Consider the following 23,916-nt stretch of genomic DNA (forward strand, 5'->3'; position numbering starts at 1 on the left):
GCAAGCGCTCATCGGGTATTCGAACTTCTTCTATTTCAGACATGCCCGATAGCCGCACCGGTCGTCGTTCCGGATACTTCCGAATCTGTAAAAAAGCCACATCACCGAAAGCCGATCTTTCGATCCGAACGACATGACCACACGCTGCCTGAGCCTCTTCCAAGACGACGCACCCGACGTCCTCGTCAATCACCAGCACTACGCGTCCCGCATGGGTTACGAGCACGCCATGGTCTCGATGACCGGCATGCGATGCAGTTCACAGCGACTGCTGCTCAAGTACGAAGCGATCCTGCATCACCTGCGCCGCATGCCCGACATGGCCTTACTCGTCTGCATGAGCAAAGACTGCATCGTGCTCAACATGCAGCCCGTCGAGCCGATTGCCGAGGGGCGCCAGCATGCGCTCATGGCCGTCTCCGGCCCGGCGGAACAGCGTCAGAACGCCGTGCAGATCTGGCGCAACACGGTGGAAGTGCGCAATCTCATCGTTCACTACATCGATCGATGCAAGCTCGGCAAAGCGCGCACCAGCGAAGTCGATCTGCTCGCCTCGCTCGATTACATCGAAGCACACGGCGAGCGTGGCGGCGTCATGGCAACGATGCATTGCGGTCCGCGTTACGATCCCGTCTGGGCGAAAATCTCCAATCTCTGGACCATCGTGCTCGGCGAAGAGGCCAACTATGGCTTCATTCCAGCGGGCTTTCGCAACGCGCTCGCGGAACACATCAACGACTGGCAGCAAAAGGGCATGCCGCTCTTCCAGTTCCCGGCGCAGACCGCTGTCCCCAGCGAGGGATACAGCGTCTACAACCCCGGCAAGCCCATCGCGCTCGTCACGTACTACACGCCGAACGTGCGCGCGTATGGCGCCATCGCCGAACTGAACATGCGCCGCTATTGCGAACGCCACGGCTATACGCTTCACGTCTATCGGCACACGCCCGCCGAAGTCGGGCCGGACACGTCAGGAACGTGGCTCAAGCCGTGGTTCCTGCGCAAGCATCTGCCCGAGCATGAGTGGGCGATCTGGATCGATGCGGACATCCTCTTCTTCGACCAGAAGAAGCCGCTCGAACCGCTGCTCGCCTCGCGCGACATCTTCGTTGCGCACGACATCGGTCCGTGGGTCATCAACGCAGGCGTGCTCGGCTTTCGCCGCAAGCCCGCGACCCTTGCATTCGTCGACGAGATTCATGCGCATGTGAGCGCCGCGCCTGACAAATCGAGCACGTATGCGAACGGCGGCGATCAGACCATCATCGCCAATCTGCTGACGGATCGGCTCGGCTGGAAACTCGAACACGGCCTCGACTGCATGACGATCAACACGCCGTGGTACTTCCAGCAAGCCGATAGCCTGATGGTGCATTTCGTCGCGATCCAGTCGCCACTGCGCGCCGCGCTGATGGCCGCACAGGACCGCGCCAGCATACAACGCGGCTGAGCTTCGCTACTTCACGCCGAGCGCGGTCTGAACGGCTTCCAGCCCGTTGCCGCCGCTCGCCGTGGTCACGCCGTCGAGCCACGATTTCAGCAGTTCCGGATGACGCTTCAGCGCGTCCGTGGCAGCGGCGTCGACATTCGTCTTCTTCTCCAGCACTTCGGTAATGACGCCGTTCTCCAGATCGACGTTGAACGTCATCTGCCTGAACAGCCGGCCCACGTTCGGGCATTGCTGTTCGTAGCCGCTGCGCGCCACCGTGTTGACCGTCGCGCCGCCGTAGTTCGGGCCGAAGTACTTGTCGCCGCCATCGAGATAGGCAAGCTTGAACTTCGTGTTCATGACGTGCGGTTCCCACGCCAGAAACACGATCCATTTCTTGTCGCGCACGGCGCGATCCACTTGCGTGAGCATCGCGGTTTCGCTCGATTCGACGAGCTTCCAGTCGCCGAGGCCGAACGCCTTGTCATCGACCATGCGCTTGATGTTCTGATTCGCGGGCGCGCCCGGCTCGATGCCATAGATGCGGTTATCGAACTTGTCGGCGTTCTTCGCCAGGTCCGCGAACGAATGCACGCCGGCCGCCGCCACGTACTCCGGCACCGCGAGCGTGAACTTCGCGTTCGACAGATTCGGCCGCACCACGCCGATCGATTTCTCATCGAAGAACGGCTTCACGAGCGGCGCCTGCGCGGGCATCCAGTTGCCTAGAAAGACGTCGATCTGCCCTTTCTTCATGCCCTGATACGTGATCGGCACCGACAGGTTCGCGATATTCTGCTTGTAGCCGAGCGCCTTCAGCACGATGCCGCTCATTGCGTTCGTCGCGTCGATATCGGTCCACCCAGGCCCCGCCATGCGCACCTGCGTGCACGATGGCGGCTCGGCGGCGAGCGCGTGAGTGGCCGCGCCGAAACTGAGCGCGGCAGCGAAGAGCACATGGATGAAGCCCTTTTTCATGGTGCGTTCCTGTCGGATGTGGGGTGATAGTGCGAAGCGCGCCTCAGTGCTCGACGGCGGGAAAACGCGCCATCGCTTCGAGATCGTCCAGATCGATGTGATTGCGCATATAGCGCTGGCTCGCATCGACATGCGGCTGCCAGTCCCACGATTGAATCGTGCCCCGCGTCGTCGCGGCGAAGTGGAAATGGCGGCGCTGCTGACTCGTGAGCACGTCGCGATGCAGCGCGTCGAGATTCCAGCGCTTCTCGACTTCCGCGCGGAATTCGGCGACCCGCGCGGCGTGACGCTCATCGCCCGCGAGGTTCTCGCGTTCGAACGGATCGGCCTCGACGTCGTAAAGCTGATCGGGATCGACGCTCGTGTGGATGAACTTGAAGCGCCCGCGCCGGATCATCACAATGGGCGCAATCGCGCCTTCCGCGAGATATTCGCCGATCGCTTCGTCATGGCCGCCCGATTCGTCGAGATGCGGCATGAGGCTTTGCCCGTCGATGCTATCGGGCCACGCTTGCGGCGCTTCTCCGCGCGCGAATTCGACGAGCGTCGGCAGCACGTCGAGATGCGAGACGGAATCAGGCACGCGATGCGCGCGAAACCGCTTCGGCGCATGCACGATCAGCGGCACGCGGCAGCCGCCTTCGAAGAACGTCATCTTGTACCAGAGTCCGCGCTCGCCGAGCATTTCACCGTGATCCGACGTGACGACGATGATCATATCGTCGGCGAGGCCCGCCTGTTCGAGCGCTTCGAGAATCGACGCGAACTGATCGTCGACGTAGGACACCGCGCCGTAATACGCGCGCCGCGCGTTGCGAATCTGCCGCTCGGTCGGCGGCGTGCGGTCCGCTTCATACACGTGGCGCAGGCGCTTCGAATGCGGATCGCATGCTTCCAGCGAATCGCGATACGAAGGCATGTCGATATCGTCATCGCGATACATGTCCCAGTACTTGCGCGGAATCGCATACGGGTCGTGCGGATGTGTCAGCGACGCGACCATCATGAACGGCCGCGCGTCCTTGCCCGCATGACGCTCGCGCGCGATATCGAAGAGCTTTTGACGCGTCGTGAACGTCACTTCGTCGTCGAAGTCGAGCTGATTCGTGCGCACGCACGGACCGGCGTCGATCACGGAACTCATGTTGTGATACCACGTCGGGCGCGCGTCGAAGTTCTGCCAGTCGGGCGTCCAGCCGAAATCGGCGGGATAGATGTCGGTCGTGAGCCGTTCCTCGAAACCGTGCAATTGGTCCGCGCCGCAGAAATGCATCTTTCCCGAGAGAATCGTGCGATAACCTTCGGCACGCAGATAGTGCGCGAAGGTGAGCGTTTCCGATGGGAATTCGGCGGCATTGTCGTACGCGCCGATATTCGAAGGCAGCTTGCCCGCGAGCAGGGAGAATCGCGAGGGCGCGCATAACGGGCTCGCGCAATACGCGGATTCGAACACGACGCCTTCGCGCGCGAGCGCATCGATACGCGGCGTCTTCGTCACGCGGTTGCCGTATGCGGAGAGTGCGAAGGGCGTGAGCTGATCGGCCATCAGCACAAGGATATTTTGTTTCGTCTCAAGCATGAAAGCGTGCCTCGCATAGAATCATTGATTGGCGTTGAACGTCACTATTGCCGTTCAAATCGCGTCTGTGAAGACAGCAAATCGTTATGCGTTCATAAGGGGGCGTTATGCCGCGGCCGGACCGTCTGCCGCCAATGCAGGCGTTGTTGATGTTCGAATCCGCCGCGCGTCTTGCGAGCTTCACCGCCGCCGCGCGCGAGCTTGGGTCGACGCAGCCCGCCGTGAGCCAGCGCGTCGTGCAACTGGAGGAATCGCTGGGCGCGGCGCTATTCGAGCGCGGGCATCGCGGCGTCACGCTCACGGAGGACGGCGCGCGTCTTTTCGATGCGGTGCGTCAGGGCCTCGACGTGATCCGCGCGGCCACCGCCGATATCCGCTCGCGACACGCGCAGCGCACGCTCACGCTATCGACCGATTTCGGCTTCGCCACTTACTGGCTGATGCCGCGCCTGCAGCAATTCAAGGCGTTGATGCCCGATGTCGATGTCAAGATCATCACGTCGCAGAGCCTGCCGAGCACATCGGGAGATCATGCCGACGTGCTCATCGTATTCGGCGACTCGCGCGCCGACTGGGGCGCGAAAACCGCCGTGAAGCTGCTGCCCGAACGCGTGATGCCGGTGTGCAGCCCCGCGCTCGTCGCGGGCAGGCAGACGCCCGTTTCGCCCGCGGATCTCCTCACGCTGCCGCTGCTGCATCTCGAACCCACGTTTCCGGAGCGCTGGCTTTCCTGGAGCGGATGGTTCGAGGCGCACGGCCTCGCCGCGCCGCCCACGCATGGTGGTTTCACCTTCAACAGCTACGCGCTCGTCGCGCACGCGGCGGTGATGGGACAAGGCGTTGCGCTTGGCTGGGCGCCGCTCGTCGATGAACTGATCGCGACGGGGCAGCTCGTCGCGCTCTGCGATGCGCCGCTCGTCACCGATCGCGGCTACGTGCTCGTCACGCCGCGCGAGGCGTCGGCCGCTGTGCGCGCGTTCAGCGACTGGCTGCTGGAGGAATGCGACGTCGTCGGCTGACGCTTTCGTACTATTGGCACGGCGGTTCGCTTCTATCCGGAGCGCGGCTGGTTTGCTCTACTAGCGCGTACGCTCGCTGCATTTCGCGGCGCTGCAACCATTCGAATGTGGAGCACGCATGGCCGCCGATTCCCGCTTTGATCAACTGGTGCTTACCGTTTCGTGCCCGAGCGCGGCGGGGCAGGTCGCCGCCATCGTCGGTTTTCTGGAGCGGCACCACGGTTATATCGACGAATTCACCGTCTTCGATGACGATCTCTCCGGCCGTTTCTTTGTTCGTTGCGTGTTCCACGGTGCTTCTGTCGAGCGAGCGCTCGATCTGGCGACATTGAAGCGCGAATTCGAGGCTATCGCGGCGCGTTTCTCGATGACCTGGGCGATGCACGATCTCGCCGTGCGGCCGAAGGTGCTCATCATGGTGTCGAAGCTGGAGCACTGTCTAGCCGATTTGCTGTTCCGCTGGCGCATGGGCGAGTTGAAGATGGATATCGTCGGGATCGGATCGAATCATACGGATTTCGCGCCGCTGGCCGAGCAGCATGGATTGCCGTTTCATCATCTGCCGATTACCGCCGATACCAAACCGCAGCAGGAAGCGCGTTTGCTCGATTTGTTCGATACGTCCGGCGCGGAGTTGATGGTGCTTGCGCGGTATATGCAGATTCTTTCGGGTGAAACGAGCCGCAAGCTCGCGGGGCGGGCGATCAATATTCATCATTCGTTCTTGCCGGGGTTCAAGGGGGCGAAGCCTTATCATCAGGCGCATACGCGGGGGGTCAAGCTTATTGGCGCCACTGCGCATTTCGTGACTGATGATCTCGATGAAGGGCCTATCATCGAGCAGGAGGTCGAGCGCGTCGACCATTCTTATAGTCCGGATCGGTTGTTGGCGACTGGGCGGGATGTGGAGTGCATTACGCTTGCGCGGGCGGTTAAGGCTTTTGTCGAGAGGCGGGTTTTTATTAATGGGGAGAGGACTGTGGTTTTGCGGTAGGTTTTTTTTATCGCCGGATCCCGGTTTCGTGTTGGTCAATTAGCTCTGCCCCTGTGCGGGGCGGCACCTACTTTCTTTGCTGCTGCAAAGAAAGTAGGCAAAGAAAGCAGCTTTCCCCAGCCTAAGCACTTCATGCCGGCCGCGGCACAGGCGATTGGCCGAATGGCCCCCAGAGTAGCGAGTGCCCCCACAAAACTCGCAGGGCTTGGATCGCGCACGATCCGTCACATCGCGCCGCTCAACAAACTGGTACAGCCATTTCAAGTTCCGGCCCGCTTCGCGGCCGACCGGTCAATCGCATGCACGTGCGCAACGATGTTTTCCCCTGCATACCCAACGGCAGCGCGTAGCGCTGTGCCGAAACCATTTTGTGCTGCACCAGTGCGCTCAAAGTTATGGTTTGTCAGACCGTGCGCGATCCAAGCCCGGTTAGTCCTTCGGGGGCGACACTTAGGCGAGTGCCGCCTTGGAGGAGAAGAGTGGCCAAACTGCGTGTGACCGCGGGCCTGAAGAGCTGCTTTCTTTGGTGACTTTCTTTGCAGCAGCAAAGAAAGTTACCCCCGCCCCGGGGAGGGGCAGTGCTAATAAACCAACACGAAAGCAAGTTCCACGAACAAAAAAAAGCACCGCAAAGAAGAAAACCCCTCACGGTGCCCAGCGTTGCCCAACGCAAAAAAAACCTTACTTAGTCCAAGCCTCCACCCGATCCCCATGAGCGGCAATCCAGGCATCCGCCGCAGCCTGCGGCTTCTCCCCATTCTGCGTCGCGAGCATCACACTATCGATCTCACCCGGTTTCCACTGAAACTTCTTGAGAAACGCCACCACCGGCGGTGCCTTCTTCTCGAGCTCGGGATTCACGATGTTATCCACGTGCTCCGACTCGCCAAACACCTTCTTGGGGTCATCCAAAAACTTGAGCTTGTACTTCGCGAACATCCAATGCGGTTTCCAGCCGGTCACGATAATCGGCTTATTGGCCGCTTCGGAACGCGCCAGTTCCGCCGTCATCGCAGAACCCGAACTCGGCAGCAGCTTATAGTCGAGGTTATAGGCCTTGATAGCCTCGCTCGTCTTCTGCATCACACCCGCGCCAGCATCGATACCAACGATGCGCGAATCGAATTCCGCCTTCTTCGCCTCGAGATCCGACAGGCTCGACACGTTCGCATACTCAGGCACGATCAGCCCGATCTTCGCGTCCTGAAAGTTCGGCCCGAGATTCACGACCTTCGACTTGAAGTTATTCCAGTACGCGCCATGCGTGACCGGCAGCCACGCGGACAGCGTCGCATCCAGATCGCCGCGCGCGACGCCCTGCCACATCACGCCCGCCGCGACCGGCACGAGCTGCACCGGATAACCCAGCTTCTTTTCGATGACGCGCGCGGCAACGTTCGACGTCGCCACGCTATCGTCCCAGCCTTCCACGTAACCGATCTTGATGGTCGGCTTGTCAGCGGCATTCGCCACAAAACTCGCGGTCAATGCAGCAGACATCGCCCCGAGCACGAGCGCTCTTCTCATCGGTTTCATTTGGTTTCCCCTTAGCGGCCCCACGCCGTGTAGCGAACAGAATCACCAGCCAGAATTGCCTCGTAACGCGCTTTTCCGACACACAGTTGTCAGTAAGCGACGCGCCCGAGGCGCAAGCTCACTTATCGACGACGAGATCGCTCAACGGCTTGCTGCAACACAGCAGCACCATGCCCTGATCGATCTCCCGCTGCCGAATGCCGCCCGCATGCTTCATGCTCACTTCGCCCGAAACGAGCTTCACCTTGCACGTTCCACACATGCCCTGCGTGCACGACGAAGGCAAACGAACGCCCGCCTTCTTGGCCGCATCCAGCACATGCTCGCGGCTGCCGCATTCAATGTCGCGCCGGCTCTTCGCGAAGTTCACCTTGAACTTCGTTTCGATTGCCGGCTCCGCCACGGGCTCGATCGCAGGTTCGGGGGCGGGCGCGGGCGCGAAGCCAACCGCCTCCTCACGCGCCTCGACGAAATCGGTTTGCGTGACAATTGCGTCGGCGACATGCGCGGTGGCGAGTTCCGCCGCCACCTCCTCCACGACGCCAAACGAAAAACTCTCTTCGTGATACTGCTTGCGATCGAAACCGCCTTCGTCGAGCAGATCGCGCACCGCCTTCATGTACGGCGCGGGACCGCACGTAAAGACTTCACGCTCGAGAAAGTCCGGCGCGATCAGCTTCAGAAGCGGCAGCGTCAGAAAGCCCGTCACGCCCGGCCAGTTCGTGCGTGCGCCCACGCGCTCGCAGACGAACGAAGTGCGGAAGTTCCTGTGGTTCGACGCGATCAGATCCAGTTCGCGCGCGAAGATGATGTCGTCCGGCGTGCGGGCGCTATGCACGAAGACGATATCGGCATCGTCGCCGAGTTCGTGATGCGCGCGGCTCATCGACATGAGCGGCGTGATGCCCGACCCCGCCGACAAGAACAGATACTTGCGCGCCGGATGCTGCGCGCAGGTGAACTCGCCCGACGGCCCGAGCACGCGCACGGTCGCGCCCGCGACCATGTTGTCGTGCAGCCAGTTCGAGACCGGGCCGCCCGGCACGCGCTTCACCGTAATGGAGATCGTGTGCGGACGCGTCGGCGCCGACGAGATCGTGTAGCAGCGGTTGATCTGCTCGCCGTCGATCTCGAGTTCCAGCGTGATGAACTGCCCCGGCTGGAACGAGAACGTCCGTTCGCCGGGCGCTTTGAAGAAGAAACTTTTAACGTCGTGCGTTTCCTGCCGCACGTGACAGCAGACGAGTGTTTCGTCCGTGTCGCAATCCCAGCGCTTGGGCAGCGTCCCCCAGAATTGCGGCTGGGTGACACGGCTTGAGGTCGGCTCGAACGTGGCCTGATCGCGCATCATGTTCTGCTCCTGCTACGGCGGCTTTAGCGCATGAAGGAAACGACTTTCTCGCCGTGCGACGCATCCACGCCGTGCTCGGGCGTATCCGCGTAATCGGCAAGACGCCCGATGTACCACTCGCAGAATTTCTCGACCAGTCCTTCCGTGAACGGCGAATACGGGCCCGGCTGGTAGGCGTTGCTCGCGACGCCGAGCTGCGAATACTCGACGAGCGTGCGGTCCTGATCGTTCGTCGCGCGCCACACGGCCGTGAGGTTATCGACTTCGTAGTCGATGCCCTCGCGCGCATCCTTGTGCACGAGCCACTTCGTGCGCACGAGCGTTTCGCCCGATGCGAGCGGAAGCACGCAGAACGTCACGATGTGATCGCTCATGAAGTGATGCCACGAGTTCGGCTGCGTCCAGAACGAGAGGCCGCCCAGGTCCGCCTGCTCGAAGCCGCCGAGCAGCTTCTTCGATGCGACCTTCGCGTCGAGCGTCTGCGATTCGCCGTCGCGGTCGAGCGGCAGACGCTGCGTGCGAAAGCCCGTCACGAGATCGCTCAAACGCTCGATTTCGGCGGACGGCAGGCACATCGCTTCCCATTGCTTCGTACGCTCTTCGACGGTCTTCTCGAACGCGGCCATGCCTTCTTCGTTGGCGGGCGAGCGCTGATAGCCGAAGCCGTACTCATAGAGCGAAATGGTCAGCTCCGGATGATTCGCGACGCAGTGATAGCACTCGCGATTGTTCTCCATCGTGAGCTTCCAGTTGCCCTTCTCGACGATATCAATGCTCGCCGCGATCTTCGTGTCCTTCAGGCCATGCGGCGCGAGATACGGCTCCATCGCTTCGCGCATCACGGCGAAATCGGCGGGCGGTTCGTCGGCGAGACAGATGAAGATCAGGCCGGCGAGATTCTGCACGTGCACTTTCTTCAGACTGTGCTTGCAGCGGTCGAACTGATCGCCCATATGCTCCGCGAACATCAGCTCGCCGGACAGGTTGTACGTCCAGCTATGGTACGGGCACACGATATTGCCGAGCGAGCCCTTCTCCTGATTGCACAGGCGCGCGCCGCGATGCCGGCACACGTTGTAGAAGGCGCGGATTTCCATGTCGTCGTCGCGCACGATCAGGATCGAGTCGCTGCCGATCTCGACCGTCGTGTAATCGCCCGGCTCGGGAATGTCCGGTTCGATCGCGACCTGAATCCACGTCTTGCGGAAAATGGCATCGAGGTCGAGCGCGTGAATTTCGTCGCTCGTGTAGAACGGCGCCTCGAGCGTGTGGCCCTTTTTGCGGCGTTCGATCAAAGCGCGAACGTCTGCCGAAACTTTCATCGTGTGCTCCGTTGTGCGTCACGTCTGGTGCCCCGCCAAACACCTTTGAACGCGGGCTGCTGCTTTCTGTATGTGGGTTCGGGACTGCGTCGGAAATCAATAATCGACGAGTTGATGCTCGCGCAAATACGCCAGAATCACTTGTGCTTTTTCGACGGAACTCCCTTCAATTACGACGCTGCCGCCGCGGCTTTCCGTGGTCGTCGCACCGAGCATGCGCGAGTGTCCGGAACGCTTCTCAGGCGCAGCGAGTTTCTTCGGCTTGGCCGTGACCGGACCGACGCTCCAGAGCGTGCGGTCCTTGTCGGCGGGCGCATTCGCCGCAACCGGCGCGACATGGCCTTCGCGCATGCGCGCATAGGCGTAGCGCGGCGCAGCATTGGCGAGCGGATGCACGGCAACGAGCGCGGGCAGCGGCGCGCGCACGCGTCGGCGCAAACCCTTAGGCATGAACTGGCGCACTTCGACGCCCTCTTTCGTCACACTCACATCGACGGCCGCGCCGACGAGCGGCACGTTCAACGCATCGGCGAGCTTGTAAGGCAGCGTGCCGCTGTCGAACGCGCCTTCCGCGCGCGTGCCGGTCATCACGAGGTCGTAGCCCGCGAGCCGTTGCGCGAGCGCCGCGCTTGCGTCGCCCTGCGTGTTGAGCACTTCGACTTTCGGCGCGCCGAGCGCGAGATATTCCGCGAGCGCCGGATTCGCCGGATCGCCCGCATGCAGCACGTCGAGTTGCGCGCCGTGTTTCTTCGCGATGTCGATGGCGATCGTCAGCGCCGCCGCATCGTTGCGGCTATAGCGCGCGACGCCGCTGACCGGGTGACGTCCCGTGGAAACCAATACGGCGATCTTCATGCTGCCACTCCTTCGACGACGCGCGCCGTCTGCACGATCGATGCGCCGCTCGCACGCGCCGCACGCGCGGCGGCTGCGGCATCGGTCAGCGCCTTGATGGTCTCTTGCGTGTCCGCGACGATGGTGAGATTCGCGCGCTTCGCGATGGGCGCGCTGGCGTCGAGATTCACGGCAATCACGTGACGGCAATCCTTGATGCCCTGCAAGTGCTGCACGGCGCCCGAGATGCCGAACGCGATATAGACGCTCGCCTCGACAGTCTTGCCCGTCGCGCCGATCTGCTTGTCGCGCGTGAACTTGCCGTCGTCCACCGCCACGCGGCTTGCGCCGATCGCGGCGCCCAGCGTGCCCGCGAGCGCTTCGAACGCGGCGATATCGGACACGCCGTTGCCCGCCGACACAATGAAATCCGCCTCTTCCAGCGCCACTTGCGCCGCGTCCATCTCTTCGATGCCGAGATCGACATATGCACTGGCTTTCGGTGCGGGCACGATGCTTTCCGCCTTCACCGATTCGCCCGCGCCGACGAACGGCAGCTTCGCATCGACGGCGTTCGGCGCGAGCAGCACGACATCAGGCAAGGCACGCGATGCGACCGCGCGCCCCGCATGCGCATACGACGCGACACGCGCCGCATCCAGCTCGACGACGTGCGTTGCGACCGATGCATCGGCGCGCGCGGCGTAACGCCGGCCGAGATCGCCGTCGCCCGTCGCGTTGTCCGGCATGAAGACATGCGCGGGCGTGAAGGCGGCCACGCAGGCCGTCAGCGCGCGGACTTCTTCGTCCGGCGCGAAGTTGCGGCGGTCGAACGCAGGCAGTTCGATATAGCGATCCGCACCGAGCGCGGCGGCATCGTCCTTGAACTCGCCGAACGCGATCAGCACGACTTCCGTCTGATCGTCCGCGAGCAATGCGGCGGCGGCGAGCGCCTGGCGCGCGTGATCGTCGAGCGCGCCGCGATCCGTATGCGCCGCGACGAGCAGCGCGCGCGTCGCGGGCTTCGTCGTGCGGCGCGGTTTCGTCGCTTCCTTGTGGCCGCCGTGCGTGAAATTCACCACGACGCCGTTGCCGATCTCGCCGAGCGTGATGCGCTTGAGCCCATCCGCCGTGATGATGAAGGGACGGCGCGGATCGATTCGTTTGATGTCGTTGTTCATCGCTTCACTCCAATGCCGCTGCGACGAGTTCCGCCACGTCGAGCACTTCGGGACGAGGACCGACCACGCCTTCGAGCATCGCGGTGCATTGCGGGCAGCCCACCGCGACCACTTCCGCGCCGATCGATTTCGCATCGGCGATGCGGATATCGGGAATGCGCTGCTTGCCGGGAATATCGGTGAGCGGCGCGCCGCCGCCACCGCCGCAGCAGCGTGCACGCATACCGTGACGCTCCATCTCGACGACCTTGATGCCGATGGTCTTCAAGAGCTTGCGCGGTGCTTCCGTTTCGCCGTTGTAACGCCCGAGATAGCACGGATCGTGATACGTGATCTTCTTGTCGGCGAGCACGGCGGCGGCCTTCGGCGTGAGCTTGCCGGTCGCGACGAGCTCGGCCATGAACGCGGTGTGATGCTGCACTTCGTAATAACCGCCGAGCGCGCGATATTCGTTACGCAGGCTATGCAGCACGTGCGGATCGGCCGTGACGATGCGGCGGAACTGATACTGCGACAACGTGTTCATCAGCTTCGACGCGCATTGCTGGAACGTGGCTTCATCGCCCAGACGCCGCGCGGTGTCGCCCGTGTCCGTCTCCACGCCGCCGAGCACCGCGTAATCGACGCCCGCCTTGTTCATGACCTTCGCCAATGCGCGCAGCGTGCGCTGGTAACGCATGTCGAACGCGCCTTCGCCCGCGATCAGCAGCACATCCACCGGACGTCCCGGCTGCGCGACCTGCACTTGCAGATCCACCGACCAGTCGTAACGCGCACCGATGTCGTAACCGTTCTGGCTGCCCGTCTCGCGCAGATTCGCGAGCGTGATCGGGCCTTTGCCCGGCACATCGCCTTCGACCAGCGTCTGATTGCGCCGCATATCGACGATCGCATCGACGTGCTCGATCAGCATCGGGCACTCCTGCACGCAGGCGCGGCAGGTGGTGCAGGACCAGATCGTGTCGGCTTCGATCATCTGCGAGATAAGCGGCTTGGCCGGTCCGCCCGAATGCTTGCCGACCGGAATGCCGGGCGTCGGGCTGCCCGCGTATTGCGAGTCCGAACCGCCCACCATGCCGACGACGAGATCCTGGATCAGCTTCTTCGGATTCAACGGCTGGCCGGATGCGAACGCGGGACACGCCGCTTCGCACTTGCCGCACTGCACGCAGGCGTCGAAGCTCAGCAGTTGATTCCAGCGAAACTCGACCGGCTTGCCGACGCCATATTCCTTCGCATCGAGCACGGGCTTCTTGAGCGCCGTGGGCGGCACGGCCTCATGTTCGTGCTGCGTCTTCGCATGAAAGCGCTCCTGACGCGGATGAAACGCGAGATGCAGCAAACCCGCCATCGCGTGCTTCATCGGGCCGCCTTGCGCCGCGCCGAACGTCATCGTGTACGCACCCGCCGCGATCAGCAACGCGATGATGACCGCGAGCGAACCGGACATCCACGAAGCCGGCAACAGTGTGAACAACGCGAGACCCGCGGCGAACGAGCCAAGCAAAAGCGGCAGGCTGTCCCACGGCCCGTGCGAGAGGCGCGCGGGCACGTCCTTCGCGCGGCGGCGCTTGTACACGAACATCGCGCCGACGAACATGATGATCGCCGCCAGGAAGATCGCGCGGTCGAGCCAGACCGAATAAATCGCGAGACCGTAGTTGATGAAAACGAGCGCCATCGCGAGGATCGCGCCGCCCGCCGTCGCGACGTGCGTCTTCGCGATGTACGGGTCGCGCGCCACGACATGATGCAGATCGACGAAATAGCGCTTCGGGATGGTGAGCAGATTCGCCCAGCCATACGCGCCGGCCGTCGTCGCGCGGCCTTCGCGCCAGTATGCCGCTCGCTTGAGCAAGGCGAACGCGAGGCCCGCCATCGAAAGCCACAGCAGCGCGGTGATGACAAACACGGGGTTCATCGTCGAATACCTCGTCAGAAGTCTTTGCAGAGGCGCAGCGAATCGTAGATTGCGCTGTGGATGTTGTGCATCGAGATACAGTCGCCGACGCGGAACAGCAGGAAGCGGCCGTTGCCGAGCTCTTCGCTCAACGAGGGCTGCGGCTGCGATGCGAAGAGCGTGTGCATGTCGATCTGTCCGCGATTGAGCGACTCGGGCTTGAGCTTCCAGTAGAGCGCGTCATTGGGCGTGATGCCGTTTTCGATCACGACCTGATCGACCGCGCGCTCTTCCTGCTCTTCCGTGTACTCGTTGCGGATCACGGCGATCTTCTTGCCGTCTTCCTCGTAGACCTTGTCGAGCCAATAGTTAGGAGTATGAATCACGCCCTGCGCATAGAGACGCCGATAGAAGATCGGGAACGTGGTGCCGCCGGTGTCGTCCGCAACCTTCACGTCCGGCGTGACGATCTCCACGTTATTGCCGCGCGACGCGATGAAGTCCGCGACGCCCGCGCCCGCATGCGTGCTCACGCCGTCGTACACGAGCACGTTCTTGCCCGGCTCGACCTTGCCCGAGAGAATGTCCCACGAGCTCACCGCCAGACCTTGCTCGACGCCCCATGCGGGCACCTGATCCGTGAACGACGAGCCGCCCGTCGCGAGCACGACGATATCCGGCTTCTCCGCCATGATCATCTTGTCGTCGGCCGCGACACCGAGACGGCGATCGACGCCGAGGCGCTTGGTTTCCATGTCGAACCAGCGCACGATGCCGGCCATCTGCTCGCGCTGCGGCGCTTTCGCGGCGAGCATGATCTGGCCGCCGACGTAGTCGTTCTTCTCGAACAGCACGACGTCATGACCGCGCGAACGTGCGACGCGCGCCGCTTCCAGACCCGCGGGGCCCGCGCCGACCACGACGACCTTGCGCTTCGGCCCGCGCGTCTTTTCGATGACATGCGGCATCGTCTCTTCACGCGAAGTCGCCGCGTTTTGCACGCAGAGCACGTCGAGCCCGTTGTACTGGCGGTCGATGCAATAGTTCGCGCCGACGCACTGCTTGATCTCGTCCTCGCGGCCATCGCGAATCTTGATGACCATGTGCGGATCGGCGATCTGCGCGCGCGTCATGCCCACGAGATCGACCATGCCGTTGGCGAGCAGACGTTCTGCCTGACCTGCATCGCGAATGCTTTGCGCATGCATGATCGGCAGCTTCGTCACTGTCTTGATGCCCGCCGCGAGATGCACGAACGGCTCGGGCGGCAGCGCCATCGGCGGCATGCAGTTGGCGAGCGTGTTGTGCGTATCCGCGCCGGAACCGATCACGCCGATGTAATCGATGAGACCCGTTTCGCTCATCGCCTGCGCGATTTCCTTGAGGTTCTCGTGCGAGAGTCCGTCTTCATGGAACTCGTCGCCGCACATGCGCAGGCCGACGCAGAAGTCCGCGCCCACGGCTTCACGCACGGCCTTCAATACTTCCGTGCCGAAGCGCAGGCGGTTTTCAAGCGAGCCGCCCCATTCGTCGGTGCGGAAGTTCGTGCGCGGGCTCCAGAACTGATCGATCAGATGCTGGTGCGCGGCCGAGATTTCGATGCCGTCCATGCCCGCATCCTTCACGCGCTTCGCGGCCGCAGCGAAATCCTCGATGATGCGCTTGATCTCTTCCACTTCGATGATCTTCGCGTTGCCGCGATGCACCGGCTCGCGCACGCCGGAGGGCGACATCAGATGCGGCCAGTGCTCGCCGTGCCAAGCGGAACGGCGGCCCATGTGCGTGGCCTGGATCATGATGAACGCGCCATGACGATGCATGGCTTCGGCGAGACGAGCGAGAGGATCGATGACCTTATCGGTCGAAAGATTCACCGACTTCCACCAGCCTTGCGGGCTGTCGATCGAAACGGGACTCGAACCGCCGCACACGGCGAGGCCCACGCCGCCCTTCGCCTTTTCCTCGTAGTAACGGATATAGCGGTCGCCGGGCAGGCCGCCCGGTTCGGCATAGACCTCCGCATGCGCGGTGCTGACGATGCGGTTGCGCAACGTGAGCTTGTTGAGCTGAAGAGGCTTGAAAAGGTTCGGGTAACGCATTGCGATCGACCTCGGAATGGTGTCTTTGCTTACAGCGGCGATACTTCAAATACGCAATGAGCGTGGCCTTCAGCAGCGCATTGCGTCTCGATCGACTTCGAGCGCGGGCCCTTCTTCGCGCCTTCGGGCGCGGTGTCGTTCACCCAGTCCATCGCGCCGGCGAACCAGCCCGCGAACATGTAGCAGAGCTTGCCTTGCTTGCCCGGCTGCTGAAGCACGAACGACGAGTTACGCAGATGAATGCGCGCATGCGACGTCTCCGGGTCGGCTTCGACGATGTCGAACAGACCCCAGCCGCGTTGCGACAGACGCTTCAGGTAATGTTCGAACGTCGCCATGCCGCTGATGCCGTGCTTCTCGGCTTCCTTGTCGCACCAGTGATACGCGGACTTGTAGCCGGCCTTGTAAAGAATCTCGGCATACGTCTCGAGACCGAGCGCTTCCTCGACGGCGACGTGATTGTTGGTGAAGAAATGACGAGGCACGTACAGCATCGGCAGCGCGTCGGTGGTCCATACGCCGGTTTGCGGATCGACGTCGATAGGCAGTTGCGGTTGCATTGCGGGGTTCCTTTGTATTTGTCGTGGCTCTCAGATTCAGACGTTCCAGACTTCGCCGAAGTAGCGCATCCAGTTTTCGCCCATCACTTTCTTGATACGCGTTTCACTCCAGCCGGCCTTTTCCATGGCGGCCGTGAGGTTCGGGAATTCGCCGATCGTGCGAATGCCTTCCGGGTTCACCACCTTGCCGAAATTCGTCAGACGGCGATAACGGCCCTTGTCGTGCGTGATCCAGTCGAAGAATTCGGTGCTATAGCCTTGCGTGAAGTCGGTGCCGATGCCGACCTTGTCTTCGCCGATCACGTTGATCACGTAATCGATCGCTTCGAGATAATCGTCGACGGTCGCGTCCGGGCCTTTCTTCAGGAACGGCGAGAACATCGTCACGCCGACGAAACCGTTGGCGTCGGCGATTTCGCGCAGCTGGTCATCGGACTTGTTGCGCGGATGATCCTTGAGACCTGAGGGACAGCAGTGCGAATACGTGACGGGCTTCTTCGAGCAGGCGATGGCATCGGAAGACGTCTTTGCGCCGACGTGCGAGAGATCGACCACGATGCCCACGCGGTTCATCTCGTGGATCACTTCCTTGCCATAACCCGAGAGACCGCCGTCCGGTTCATAGCAGCCGGTGCCGACCAGGTTCTGCGTGTTGTAGCAAAGCTGCACCACGTTCACGCCGAGCTCCTTGAACACTTCGATATAGCCGAGGTTGTCCTCGAACGCATACGAGTTCTGGAAGCCGAAGATAATGCCGGTCTTGTTTTCCTTCTTCGCGCGCAGAATGTCATCCGTGGTGCGCACGAGCGTGAGAATTTCGCTGTATTCGCGGATTTGCTGTTTCATCTCCGCGATGTTGTCGATGGTCTTCTGGAAGTCTTCCCATACCGAGACCGTGCAGTTCACCGCGGTCACGTTGCCCTTTCTCATGTCCTCGAACACGGAGCGCTCGAACTTCGAGATATTCAGTCCGTCGATGATGATGCTGTTGTCGTGCAGGGTGCTCATCTGTGTGTGCTCCGTGTTGCCGGGTAGAGGGGAGAAACGCAGGCTTGAGGGCTTTTTCCGTCGCCCGATCGATGCCTTCGTCGATGGGTCTATTCTTGTCGTTCGCCCTGCCGGTCAATTTACGAATTCAGACGTGTTCTTTACCTTTTCCGACATGCGCGTCTGTTTTCGACAAGTGGCGAATTGCGATTCGGTGTAGTTGATTTTTTCGCGCATCGTGCTGCACTGCGCCGGAACGATCGTGCGCTATCGCGGTGCGATCCTTATGACGTCTGGCTCCTCGCCGGTGCGCGGGCGCAGCGAGCACGAGCGGCGCCTCGCCAAGCTCAGGGTTTAGCCTGATGGCATGGTAGTTGCACTCGAAATCAAAATTAGAAAAGTGGCAAAGCGCCGCGTCGAACGGCGCCAATCAATAGATTCCAAGGAATCAGTTCTCACATGTCCTCCGATCGCACGGCGTCGCTGTCGCACTTCGCGTTCATGCCGCTTCCCAACTTCACGATGATCGCGTTCACCAATGCGATCGAAGTGCTGCGCATGGCGAATTACCTGACGGGGCAGCCGCTTTATCGATGGTCGCTCGTGAGTCCCGAAGGCGGCCCGGTGACGGCGAGCAACGGGCTTTCCGTCGATACCGGTCCGGTCGAGTGCGTGGGACAGCCCGATATCGTGTTCGTGGTCGGCGGCATCGACGTGCAGCGCTCGACGACGCCTGAGCATCTGTCTGCTTTGCGACGGTTTGCCCGCACCGGGAGCGTGTTGGGTTCTCTGTGCACCGGAACGTATGCGCTGGCGCGCGCGGGGCTGCTTGCCGGTTATGCCTGCGCGATTCACTGGGAAAACATGTCGGCGCTTAAAGAAGAGTTTCCCGACACGCGCTTTCTCAAAGAGCTATTCGTGATCGATCGCGATCGCGTCACGTGCACGGGCGGTGTCGCGCCGCTCGACATGATGCTCAATCTCATCGCGGCGCGGGTTGGCACTGCGCGGGTTACGCAGATCGCGGAGCAGTTCATTGTCGAGCATGTGCGGGATACTTCTGCGCAGCAGCGCATGCCTTTGGTGGCGCGTCTTGGGTCGGCCAATAAGTCGCTTTTCGAAGTTATCTCGCTGATGGAGAACAATATCGAAGAGCCTTTATCGCGGGAGGAACTGGCCCGCCTGGCCGGGATGTCGCAGCGGCAGTTGCAGCGGCTCTTTCGTGAGCATCTCGGGATGACGCCTACGCATTACTATCTGACTTTAAGGTTGCGGCGCGCGCGGGAATTGCTTCTTCAGACGGATATGTCGATCATGCATATCACGATGGCTTGCGGGTTTCAGTCCGCTTGTCATTTTTCTAAAAGCTATCGGGATGCGTTTGGGACCGCTCCGACTAGGGAGCGGAGGAAGCAAGTGCCTCCTTTAGCCTCTGTTTCTTCTGTTATGGTGGCTTGAGGTTTTTTGTGGAGCTTGATTTCGCGTCGGTCTATTAGCACTGCCCCTCCCCGGGGCGGGGGTAACTTTCTTTGCTGCTGCAAAGAAAGTCACCAAAGAAAGCAGCTTTGTCACCGCCCGCGGTCACACGCACGTTGGCCATTTTTCTCCTCCGGGAACGGCCCTCGCCTAAAGAGTGCCCTCACATGACCAATCGGGCTTGGATCGCGCACGATCCGTCACATCGCGCCACTTAATATATTGGTACAGCCATTTCAAGTTCCGACCCGCTTCGCGGCCGATGGGTCAATCGGGTTTGCGTGCGGTTTCCCTTGCATACCCAACGGCAGCGCGTAGCGCTGTGTCGAAGCTATTTCGTGCTGAACCAGTGCCCTTTGAGTACTAGCTTGTCAGACCGTGCGCGATCCAAGCCCGATTGGTCCTTCGAGGGCACTCTTTAGGCGAGGGCCGTTCCCCGAGGAGAAGAGTGGCCAAACTGCGTGTGACCGCGGGCGGTGACAAAGCTGCTTTCTTTGGTGACTTTCTTTGCAGCAGCAAAGAAAGTTACCCCCGCCCCGGGGAGGGGCAGTGCTAATAAACCAATACGAAAGCAAGTTCCACGAAACCAGACCAAAAAACCAAACTATATTGCCACCCGCAACCGCGTCTCACACACCTCACATCCGCCAACCCTTTCCGTCCGAAACACCCCATCAAGCGCAAACCCCAGCGCTTTATAAAACCGCAAGCCCCGCGCGTTTTCCTCCAACGCCCACAAGGTCATCTCCCGATAACCCTCACTCGCCGCCGCATTAATGGCTTCGTCCATCAACATCCTCCCCGCGCCTTGCCGCCAATGCAGCGGATCGATATAAATCGCCTTGATCTCGGCGTCGGTCGTCTTGCTGTCGTGATCGCGTGAAGCCCCCCACGCAATCCAGCCCAACGTAACTTCATCGCGCTGCGCCAGCACCACCCGCGGCATACCCCGCGCGATCAGTTGCGTCCATAACGCCTGCCGCTTCGGGATAGAAAGGGAATCAAGATAGGCAGCAGGAAAGATCGACCGATAGGCGGCCTGCCAGGCCTCGACGTGGATGCGCGCGATCTCGGCGGCATCGTCCGCGAGGGCGAGCCGAAAGGTAAGCGCGGTGCGAAGATAATCGGCGGTCATACAGCAAGTATGCCGCCGATTTCGATGATGTTGCTAACTCAAGCCGCTTTCAGCAGACCATGCGGATCGATGACGAACTTGCGCGGCGCGCCGCCATCGAACTTGCGATAGCCTTCCGGCGCTTCGTCGAGCGATACGACCGACACGTTCACGATATCCGCGATCGGCAAACGGTCCCACAGAATCGCCTGCATCAGATTGCGGTTGTACTTCATGACAGGCGTCTGGCCCGTGTGGAAGGAATGCGACTTCGCCCAGCCGAGGCCGAAACGAATGCTCAGGGCGCCCTTCTTCGCGGCGGCATCGACGGCGCCGGGATCGTCGGTCACGTACAGGCCGGGAATGCCGATCGCGCCCGCGGCCTTCGTGATCTCCATCAGCGAATTCAGCACCGTGGCGGGCGCTTCGTGGCCGCTGTCGCTGCCGTGACCGTGCGCCTCGAAACCCACGCAATCGACCGCGCAATCCACTTCCGGCTTGCCGAGAAGCTGCTCGATCTGCTCGCCGAGCGTCGCATCCTTCGAAAGATTGATGGTCTCGAAGCCCATCGCACGAGCGTGCGCAAGACGCTCCTCGTTCATGTCGCCGACGATCGTGCACGCCGCGCCCAGCAAGCGCGCCGATGCCGCAGCCGCCATCCCGACCGGGCCCGCACCCGCGATATACACGGTCGAGCCGGGACCGACGCCCGCCATCACCGCGCCGTGATAACCCGTCGGAAGAATGTCGGAAAGGCAAGTGAGGTCGCGAATCTTCGACATGGCCTGCGCCTTGTCGGGAAACTTCAGCAGATTGAAGTCGGCGTAGGGAACCATCACGTATTCCGCCTGCCCGCCGATCCAGCCGCCCATATCGACATAGCCATACGCGCCGCCCGCGCGCGACGGATTCACGTTCAGGCACACGCCCGTATGCTGCGACTTGCAGGTCGGACAACGGCCGCACGCGACGTTGAACGGCACCGAAACGAGATCGCCGATGGAAAGCGTCTCGACATCGCGCCCGATTTCGATCACTTCGCCCGTGATTTCGTGACCGAGCACGAGGCCGACTTCCGCCGTCGTGCGGCCGCGCACCATGTGCTGGTCCGAGCCGCAGATGTTCGTGGTGACGACCCTCAGAATGACGCCGTGGCCGATGTCGCGCCCGCGTGGATCGACCATTTTCGGATAGTCGATGGATTGCACTTCGACCTTGCCCTGCCCCAGATAAACGACGCCGCGATTGCTGCTCATTATCGTCTCCATGTTTCGTGGACGGCACGCGCGATGCATCTGAGCGATGACCGCGCCCGTGCAACGAGCGTAGCGCCGCCGCGGCCGGGCGACTGGCACTCAATGCGACGCGTGTTTGACTGAAACCGACATCGCCGTCGTGACCCATTTTTTGTTGATTGACCGTTCAATATAAAAAAACTAGTATCGACGCACGATCTTCCCCGTCTCGAACCATGCCCAAGCTCGGAATGCGCGAAATCCGCCGCGCGCAACTCATCGACGCCACGCTGCACACCATCGACCAGTCCGGTCTCGCCGGGGCGACGCTCGCCTCGGTGGCGCAGCGCGCGAGCACGTCGACGGGCATCGTGAGTCATTACTTCGGCGACAAGGACGGCCTGCTCGAAGCGACGATGCGCCATGTGCTGCGCTCGCTGTGGCAGGGCACGTCGCGCCGCCGCAAGGCCGCGAAGCCCGATCCGCGCTCGAAGCTGCGCGCGGTCGTGGCGGCGAATTTCGATGTCGAACAGGTGAACGGACCGGTCATGAAAACCTGGCTCGCGTTCTGGTCGGAAAGCATGCACAAGCCCGAGTTGCGACGCTTGCAGCGCGTGAACACGCGGCGTCTCTACTCGAACCTGTGCGCCGATTTTGCGCGGGCGCTGACAAAGCCCGCCGCGCGCCGCGCCGCGAGCGGTCTCGCCGCATTGATCGACGGCCTCTGGCTGCGCGGCGCGCTCGCGGGCGAACCGTTCGACACCAAAGGCGCGCTGCGCGTCGCTTACGAATACATCGACCTCGTGCTGGAAGCACGCGGCTAAAAACCGAACATTGCAAAAGGAGCGCGACATGTCCGCATTCGGAGAGCAACGGCTTTATATCGGCGGCGAATACGTCGATGCGACGAGCGGCGAAACATTCGACACGCTCGATCCCGCGACGGGCGAAACGCTCGCGCGCGTGCAGCAGGCGTCGCAGGCGGATACCGATCGGGCGGTGCGATCGGCGCGCGAGGGACAGCGCGAATGGGCCGCGATGACCGCGATGCAGCGCTCGCGCATCTTGCGGCGCGCAGTCGAATTGCTACGCGCGCGCAACGACGAACTCGCCGCGATCGAAACGCGCGACACCGGCAAGCCGATCGCCGAAACGCGCGCGGTCGATATCGTCACGGGCGCGGATGTCATCGAGTATTACGCCGGTCTCGCGACGGCCATCGAAGGCGCGCAGATACCGTTGCGCGAATCGTCGTTCGTTTATACGCGGCGTGAGCCGCTTGGCGTGTGCGCGGGCATCGGCGCATGGAATTACCCGATTCAGATCGCGTGCTGGAAGTCCGCCCCCGCGCTCGCGGCGGGCAACGCGATGATCTTCAAGCCAAGCGAAGTGACGCCGCTGACGGCGCTCAAGCTCGCGGAAATCTATAGCGAAGCGGGCGTGCCGGCGGGCGTGTTCAACGTCGTGCAAGGCGACGGACGCGTCGGCGCGATGCTCGCGGAGCATGGCGGCATCGAGAAGATCTCGTTCACAGGCGGCGTCGAGACCGGCAAGAAAGTGATGGCGCGCGCGGGCGGTTCCACGCTCAAGGAAGTGACGATGGAGCTCGGCGGCAAGTCGCCGCTCATCGTCTTCGACGATGCGAACCTCGAACGCGCCGCCGATATCGCCACGACCGCGAACTTCTTCAGCGCGGGACAGGTCTGCACGAACGGCACGCGCGTCTTCGTGGAACGCGGCGTCATCGATAAGTTCGAAGCCTTGATCGCGCAGCGCGTGAAGCGCATTCGCATCGGCGCGCCCGATAATCCCGATACCAACTTCGGGCCGCTCGTGAGCGCGGCGCAGTTGCAGAAAGTGCTCGGCTTCATCGAAAGCGGCAAGCGCGAGGGCGCGCGGCTCGTCGCGGGCGGTGCGCGTCTTGCCGATGGCGTGTTTGCGCGCGGTCAGTATGTCGAGCCGACCGTGTTCGCCGATTGCCGTGACGACATGCGCATCGTGCGCGAAGAAATCTTTGGTCCCGTGATGAGCATTCTCGCGTTCGACGACGAAGACGAAGTCATCGCACGCGCAAATGATACGGAGTACGGATTAGCTGCGGGTGTCGTGACGGAGAATCTGTCGCGTGCGCATCGCGTGATTCATCGGCTCGAAGCGGGCATTTGCTGGATCAATACGTGGGGCGAATCGCCCGCTGAAATGCCGGTGGGCGGTTACAAGCAATCGGGCATCGGGCGCGAGAACGGCATCGCGACGTTGAACGCCTATACGCGCACCAAGTCGGTCCAGGTCGAGCTGGGCCCGTATCAGCCCGTGTTTTGA

General features: G+C 62.0%; 20 protein-coding genes. 6 read left to right on the forward strand and 14 right to left on the reverse strand.

What is annotated here, in order from left to right; all coding sequences use genetic code 11:
* The first annotated feature begins 133 nt into the window (after positions 1-133).
* Positions 134-1,450, forward strand: a complete 1,317-nt coding sequence (locus LY284_RS23115; RefSeq protein ID WP_233388088.1) for a hypothetical protein — start codon at positions 134-136, stop codon at positions 1,448-1,450.
* A gap of 6 nt (positions 1,451-1,456) precedes the next feature.
* Here the strand turns inward: LY284_RS23115 and LY284_RS23120 are convergent, their stop codons facing one another.
* Together LY284_RS23120 and betC are read right to left on the reverse strand one after the other, a co-directional pair.
* Entirely contained in the window at positions 1,457-2,407 is a 951-nt protein-coding gene (locus LY284_RS23120; protein WP_233388089.1) for a choline ABC transporter substrate-binding protein, read from the reverse strand.
* Between the two features lie 43 nt (positions 2,408-2,450).
* Positions 2,451-3,986, reverse strand: a complete 1,536-nt coding sequence (betC, locus tag LY284_RS23125) for a choline-sulfatase (RefSeq protein ID WP_233388090.1) — start codon at positions 3,984-3,986, stop codon at positions 2,451-2,453.
* Positions 3,987-4,093: 107 nt separating this feature from the next.
* Here betC and LY284_RS23130 point away from each other — a divergent pair, with 107 nt between their 5' ends.
* Together LY284_RS23130 and purU are read left to right on the forward strand one after the other, a co-directional pair.
* Complete coding sequence (locus tag LY284_RS23130; protein ID WP_233388091.1) at positions 4,094-5,005, forward strand: choline sulfate utilization transcriptional regulator; 912 nt, start codon at positions 4,094-4,096, stop codon at positions 5,003-5,005.
* Positions 5,006-5,123: 118 nt separating this feature from the next.
* Positions 5,124-5,999: a formyltetrahydrofolate deformylase gene (gene purU / locus LY284_RS23135; RefSeq protein WP_233388092.1), complete on the forward strand. Its 876-nt coding sequence runs from the start codon at positions 5,124-5,126 to the stop codon at positions 5,997-5,999.
* Positions 6,000-6,680: 681 nt separating this feature from the next.
* On the opposite strand, the gene LY284_RS23140 is transcribed toward purU, so the two are convergent.
* The 10 genes from LY284_RS23140 to LY284_RS23185 all read right to left on the reverse strand — a co-directional run bounded on the left by LY284_RS23140 (position 6,681) and on the right by LY284_RS23185 (position 18,199).
* The gene (locus LY284_RS23140) at positions 6,681-7,535 is read right to left on the reverse strand and encodes a glycine betaine ABC transporter substrate-binding protein (protein WP_233388093.1); all 855 of its coding nucleotides are present in this window, start codon (positions 7,533-7,535) and stop codon (positions 6,681-6,683) included.
* Between the two features lie 118 nt (positions 7,536-7,653).
* Positions 7,654-8,886, reverse strand: coding sequence for an FAD-binding oxidoreductase (locus LY284_RS23145; RefSeq protein WP_375294279.1), 1,233 nt, complete (start codon positions 8,884-8,886; stop codon positions 7,654-7,656).
* Between the two features lie 23 nt (positions 8,887-8,909).
* Complete coding sequence (locus LY284_RS23150; protein WP_014251494.1) at positions 8,910-10,208, reverse strand: SRPBCC family protein; 1,299 nt, start codon at positions 10,206-10,208, stop codon at positions 8,910-8,912.
* 96 nt (positions 10,209-10,304) lie between these two features.
* On the reverse strand, positions 10,305-11,063 hold the full coding sequence (locus tag LY284_RS23155; protein WP_233388094.1) for an electron transfer flavoprotein subunit beta/FixA family protein: 759 nt from the start codon (positions 11,061-11,063) through the stop codon (positions 10,305-10,307).
* Complete coding sequence (locus LY284_RS23160; RefSeq protein WP_233388095.1) at positions 11,060-12,223, reverse strand: electron transfer flavoprotein subunit alpha/FixB family protein; 1,164 nt, start codon at positions 12,221-12,223, stop codon at positions 11,060-11,062. The genes LY284_RS23155 and LY284_RS23160 overlap by 4 nt, the downstream gene beginning before the upstream one ends.
* Before the next feature lie 4 nt (positions 12,224-12,227).
* Positions 12,228-14,144: a (Fe-S)-binding protein gene (locus LY284_RS23165; RefSeq protein WP_053569677.1), complete on the reverse strand. Its 1,917-nt coding sequence runs from the start codon at positions 14,142-14,144 to the stop codon at positions 12,228-12,230.
* A 14-nt stretch (positions 14,145-14,158) separates the two neighbouring features.
* The gene (locus LY284_RS23170) at positions 14,159-16,222 is read right to left on the reverse strand and encodes an NADH:flavin oxidoreductase (RefSeq protein WP_014251498.1); all 2,064 of its coding nucleotides are present in this window, start codon (positions 16,220-16,222) and stop codon (positions 14,159-14,161) included.
* Between the two features lie 29 nt (positions 16,223-16,251).
* Entirely contained in the window at positions 16,252-16,782 is a 531-nt protein-coding gene (locus LY284_RS23175; protein WP_014251499.1) for a DUF5943 domain-containing protein, read from the reverse strand.
* A 36-nt stretch (positions 16,783-16,818) separates the two neighbouring features.
* On the reverse strand, positions 16,819-17,790 hold the full coding sequence (locus LY284_RS23180; RefSeq protein ID WP_014251500.1) for a dipeptidase: 972 nt from the start codon (positions 17,788-17,790) through the stop codon (positions 16,819-16,821).
* A 127-nt stretch (positions 17,791-17,917) separates the two neighbouring features.
* The gene (locus LY284_RS23185; RefSeq protein WP_233388096.1) at positions 17,918-18,199 is read right to left on the reverse strand and encodes a hypothetical protein; all 282 of its coding nucleotides are present in this window, start codon (positions 18,197-18,199) and stop codon (positions 17,918-17,920) included.
* 29 nt (positions 18,200-18,228) lie between these two features.
* Between LY284_RS23185 and LY284_RS23190 the strand changes: the two genes are divergently transcribed.
* On the forward strand, positions 18,229-19,227 hold the full coding sequence (locus tag LY284_RS23190; RefSeq protein WP_014251501.1) for a GlxA family transcriptional regulator: 999 nt from the start codon (positions 18,229-18,231) through the stop codon (positions 19,225-19,227).
* A gap of 622 nt (positions 19,228-19,849) precedes the next feature.
* On the opposite strand, the gene LY284_RS23195 is transcribed toward LY284_RS23190, so the two are convergent.
* Together LY284_RS23195 and fdhA are read right to left on the reverse strand one after the other, a co-directional pair.
* The gene (locus LY284_RS23195) at positions 19,850-20,380 is read right to left on the reverse strand and encodes a GNAT family N-acetyltransferase (RefSeq protein WP_233388097.1); all 531 of its coding nucleotides are present in this window, start codon (positions 20,378-20,380) and stop codon (positions 19,850-19,852) included.
* A 38-nt stretch (positions 20,381-20,418) separates the two neighbouring features.
* Positions 20,419-21,615, reverse strand: a complete 1,197-nt coding sequence (fdhA, locus tag LY284_RS23200) for a formaldehyde dehydrogenase, glutathione-independent (RefSeq protein ID WP_014251503.1) — start codon at positions 21,613-21,615, stop codon at positions 20,419-20,421.
* A gap of 215 nt (positions 21,616-21,830) precedes the next feature.
* On the opposite strand from fdhA, the gene betI reads away from it, so the two are divergent.
* On the forward strand, positions 21,831-22,418 hold the full coding sequence (gene betI, locus LY284_RS23205; RefSeq protein WP_014251504.1) for a transcriptional regulator BetI: 588 nt from the start codon (positions 21,831-21,833) through the stop codon (positions 22,416-22,418).
* A 28-nt stretch (positions 22,419-22,446) separates the two neighbouring features.
* Positions 22,447-23,916, forward strand: coding sequence for a betaine-aldehyde dehydrogenase (betB, locus tag LY284_RS23210; RefSeq protein WP_233388098.1), 1,470 nt, complete (start codon positions 22,447-22,449; stop codon positions 23,914-23,916).

This window comes from Caballeronia sp. PC1, assembly GCF_021353155.1.
Classification (GTDB): Bacteria; Pseudomonadota; Gammaproteobacteria; order Burkholderiales; family Burkholderiaceae; genus Caballeronia; species Caballeronia cordobensis.

Excerpts from the sequence above, each read along its gene's own strand:
- LY284_RS23115 (WP_233388088.1), top strand. The coding sequence starts at position 134 with ATGACCACACGCTGCCTGAGCCTCTTCCAAGACGACGCACCCGACGTC.
- LY284_RS23120 (WP_233388089.1), bottom strand. The coding sequence starts at position 2,407 with ATGAAAAAGGGCTTCATCCATGTGCTCTTCGCTGCCGCGCTCAGTTTC.
- betC (WP_233388090.1), bottom strand. The coding sequence starts at position 3,986 with ATGCTTGAGACGAAACAAAATATCCTTGTGCTGATGGCCGATCAGCTC.
- LY284_RS23130 (WP_233388091.1), top strand. The coding sequence starts at position 4,094 with ATGCCGCGGCCGGACCGTCTGCCGCCAATGCAGGCGTTGTTGATGTTC.
- purU (WP_233388092.1), top strand. The coding sequence starts at position 5,124 with ATGGCCGCCGATTCCCGCTTTGATCAACTGGTGCTTACCGTTTCGTGC.
- LY284_RS23140 (WP_233388093.1), bottom strand. The coding sequence starts at position 7,535 with ATGAAACCGATGAGAAGAGCGCTCGTGCTCGGGGCGATGTCTGCTGCA.
- LY284_RS23145 (WP_375294279.1), bottom strand. The coding sequence starts at position 8,886 with ATGATGCGCGATCAGGCCACGTTCGAGCCGACCTCAAGCCGTGTCACC.
- LY284_RS23150 (WP_014251494.1), bottom strand. The coding sequence starts at position 10,208 with ATGAAAGTTTCGGCAGACGTTCGCGCTTTGATCGAACGCCGCAAAAAG.
- LY284_RS23155 (WP_233388094.1), bottom strand. The coding sequence starts at position 11,063 with ATGAAGATCGCCGTATTGGTTTCCACGGGACGTCACCCGGTCAGCGGC.
- LY284_RS23160 (WP_233388095.1), bottom strand. The coding sequence starts at position 12,223 with ATGAACAACGACATCAAACGAATCGATCCGCGCCGTCCCTTCATCATC.
- LY284_RS23165 (WP_053569677.1), bottom strand. The coding sequence starts at position 14,144 with ATGAACCCCGTGTTTGTCATCACCGCGCTGCTGTGGCTTTCGATGGCG.
- LY284_RS23170 (WP_014251498.1), bottom strand. The coding sequence starts at position 16,222 with ATGCGTTACCCGAACCTTTTCAAGCCTCTTCAGCTCAACAAGCTCACG.
- LY284_RS23175 (WP_014251499.1), bottom strand. The coding sequence starts at position 16,782 with ATGCAACCGCAACTGCCTATCGACGTCGATCCGCAAACCGGCGTATGG.
- LY284_RS23180 (WP_014251500.1), bottom strand. The coding sequence starts at position 17,790 with ATGAGCACCCTGCACGACAACAGCATCATCATCGACGGACTGAATATC.
- LY284_RS23190 (WP_014251501.1), top strand. The coding sequence starts at position 18,229 with ATGTCCTCCGATCGCACGGCGTCGCTGTCGCACTTCGCGTTCATGCCG.
- LY284_RS23195 (WP_233388097.1), bottom strand. The coding sequence starts at position 20,380 with ATGACCGCCGATTATCTTCGCACCGCGCTTACCTTTCGGCTCGCCCTC.
- fdhA (WP_014251503.1), bottom strand. The coding sequence starts at position 21,615 with ATGAGCAGCAATCGCGGCGTCGTTTATCTGGGGCAGGGCAAGGTCGAA.
- betI (WP_014251504.1), top strand. The coding sequence starts at position 21,831 with ATGCCCAAGCTCGGAATGCGCGAAATCCGCCGCGCGCAACTCATCGAC.
- betB (WP_233388098.1), top strand. The coding sequence starts at position 22,447 with ATGTCCGCATTCGGAGAGCAACGGCTTTATATCGGCGGCGAATACGTC.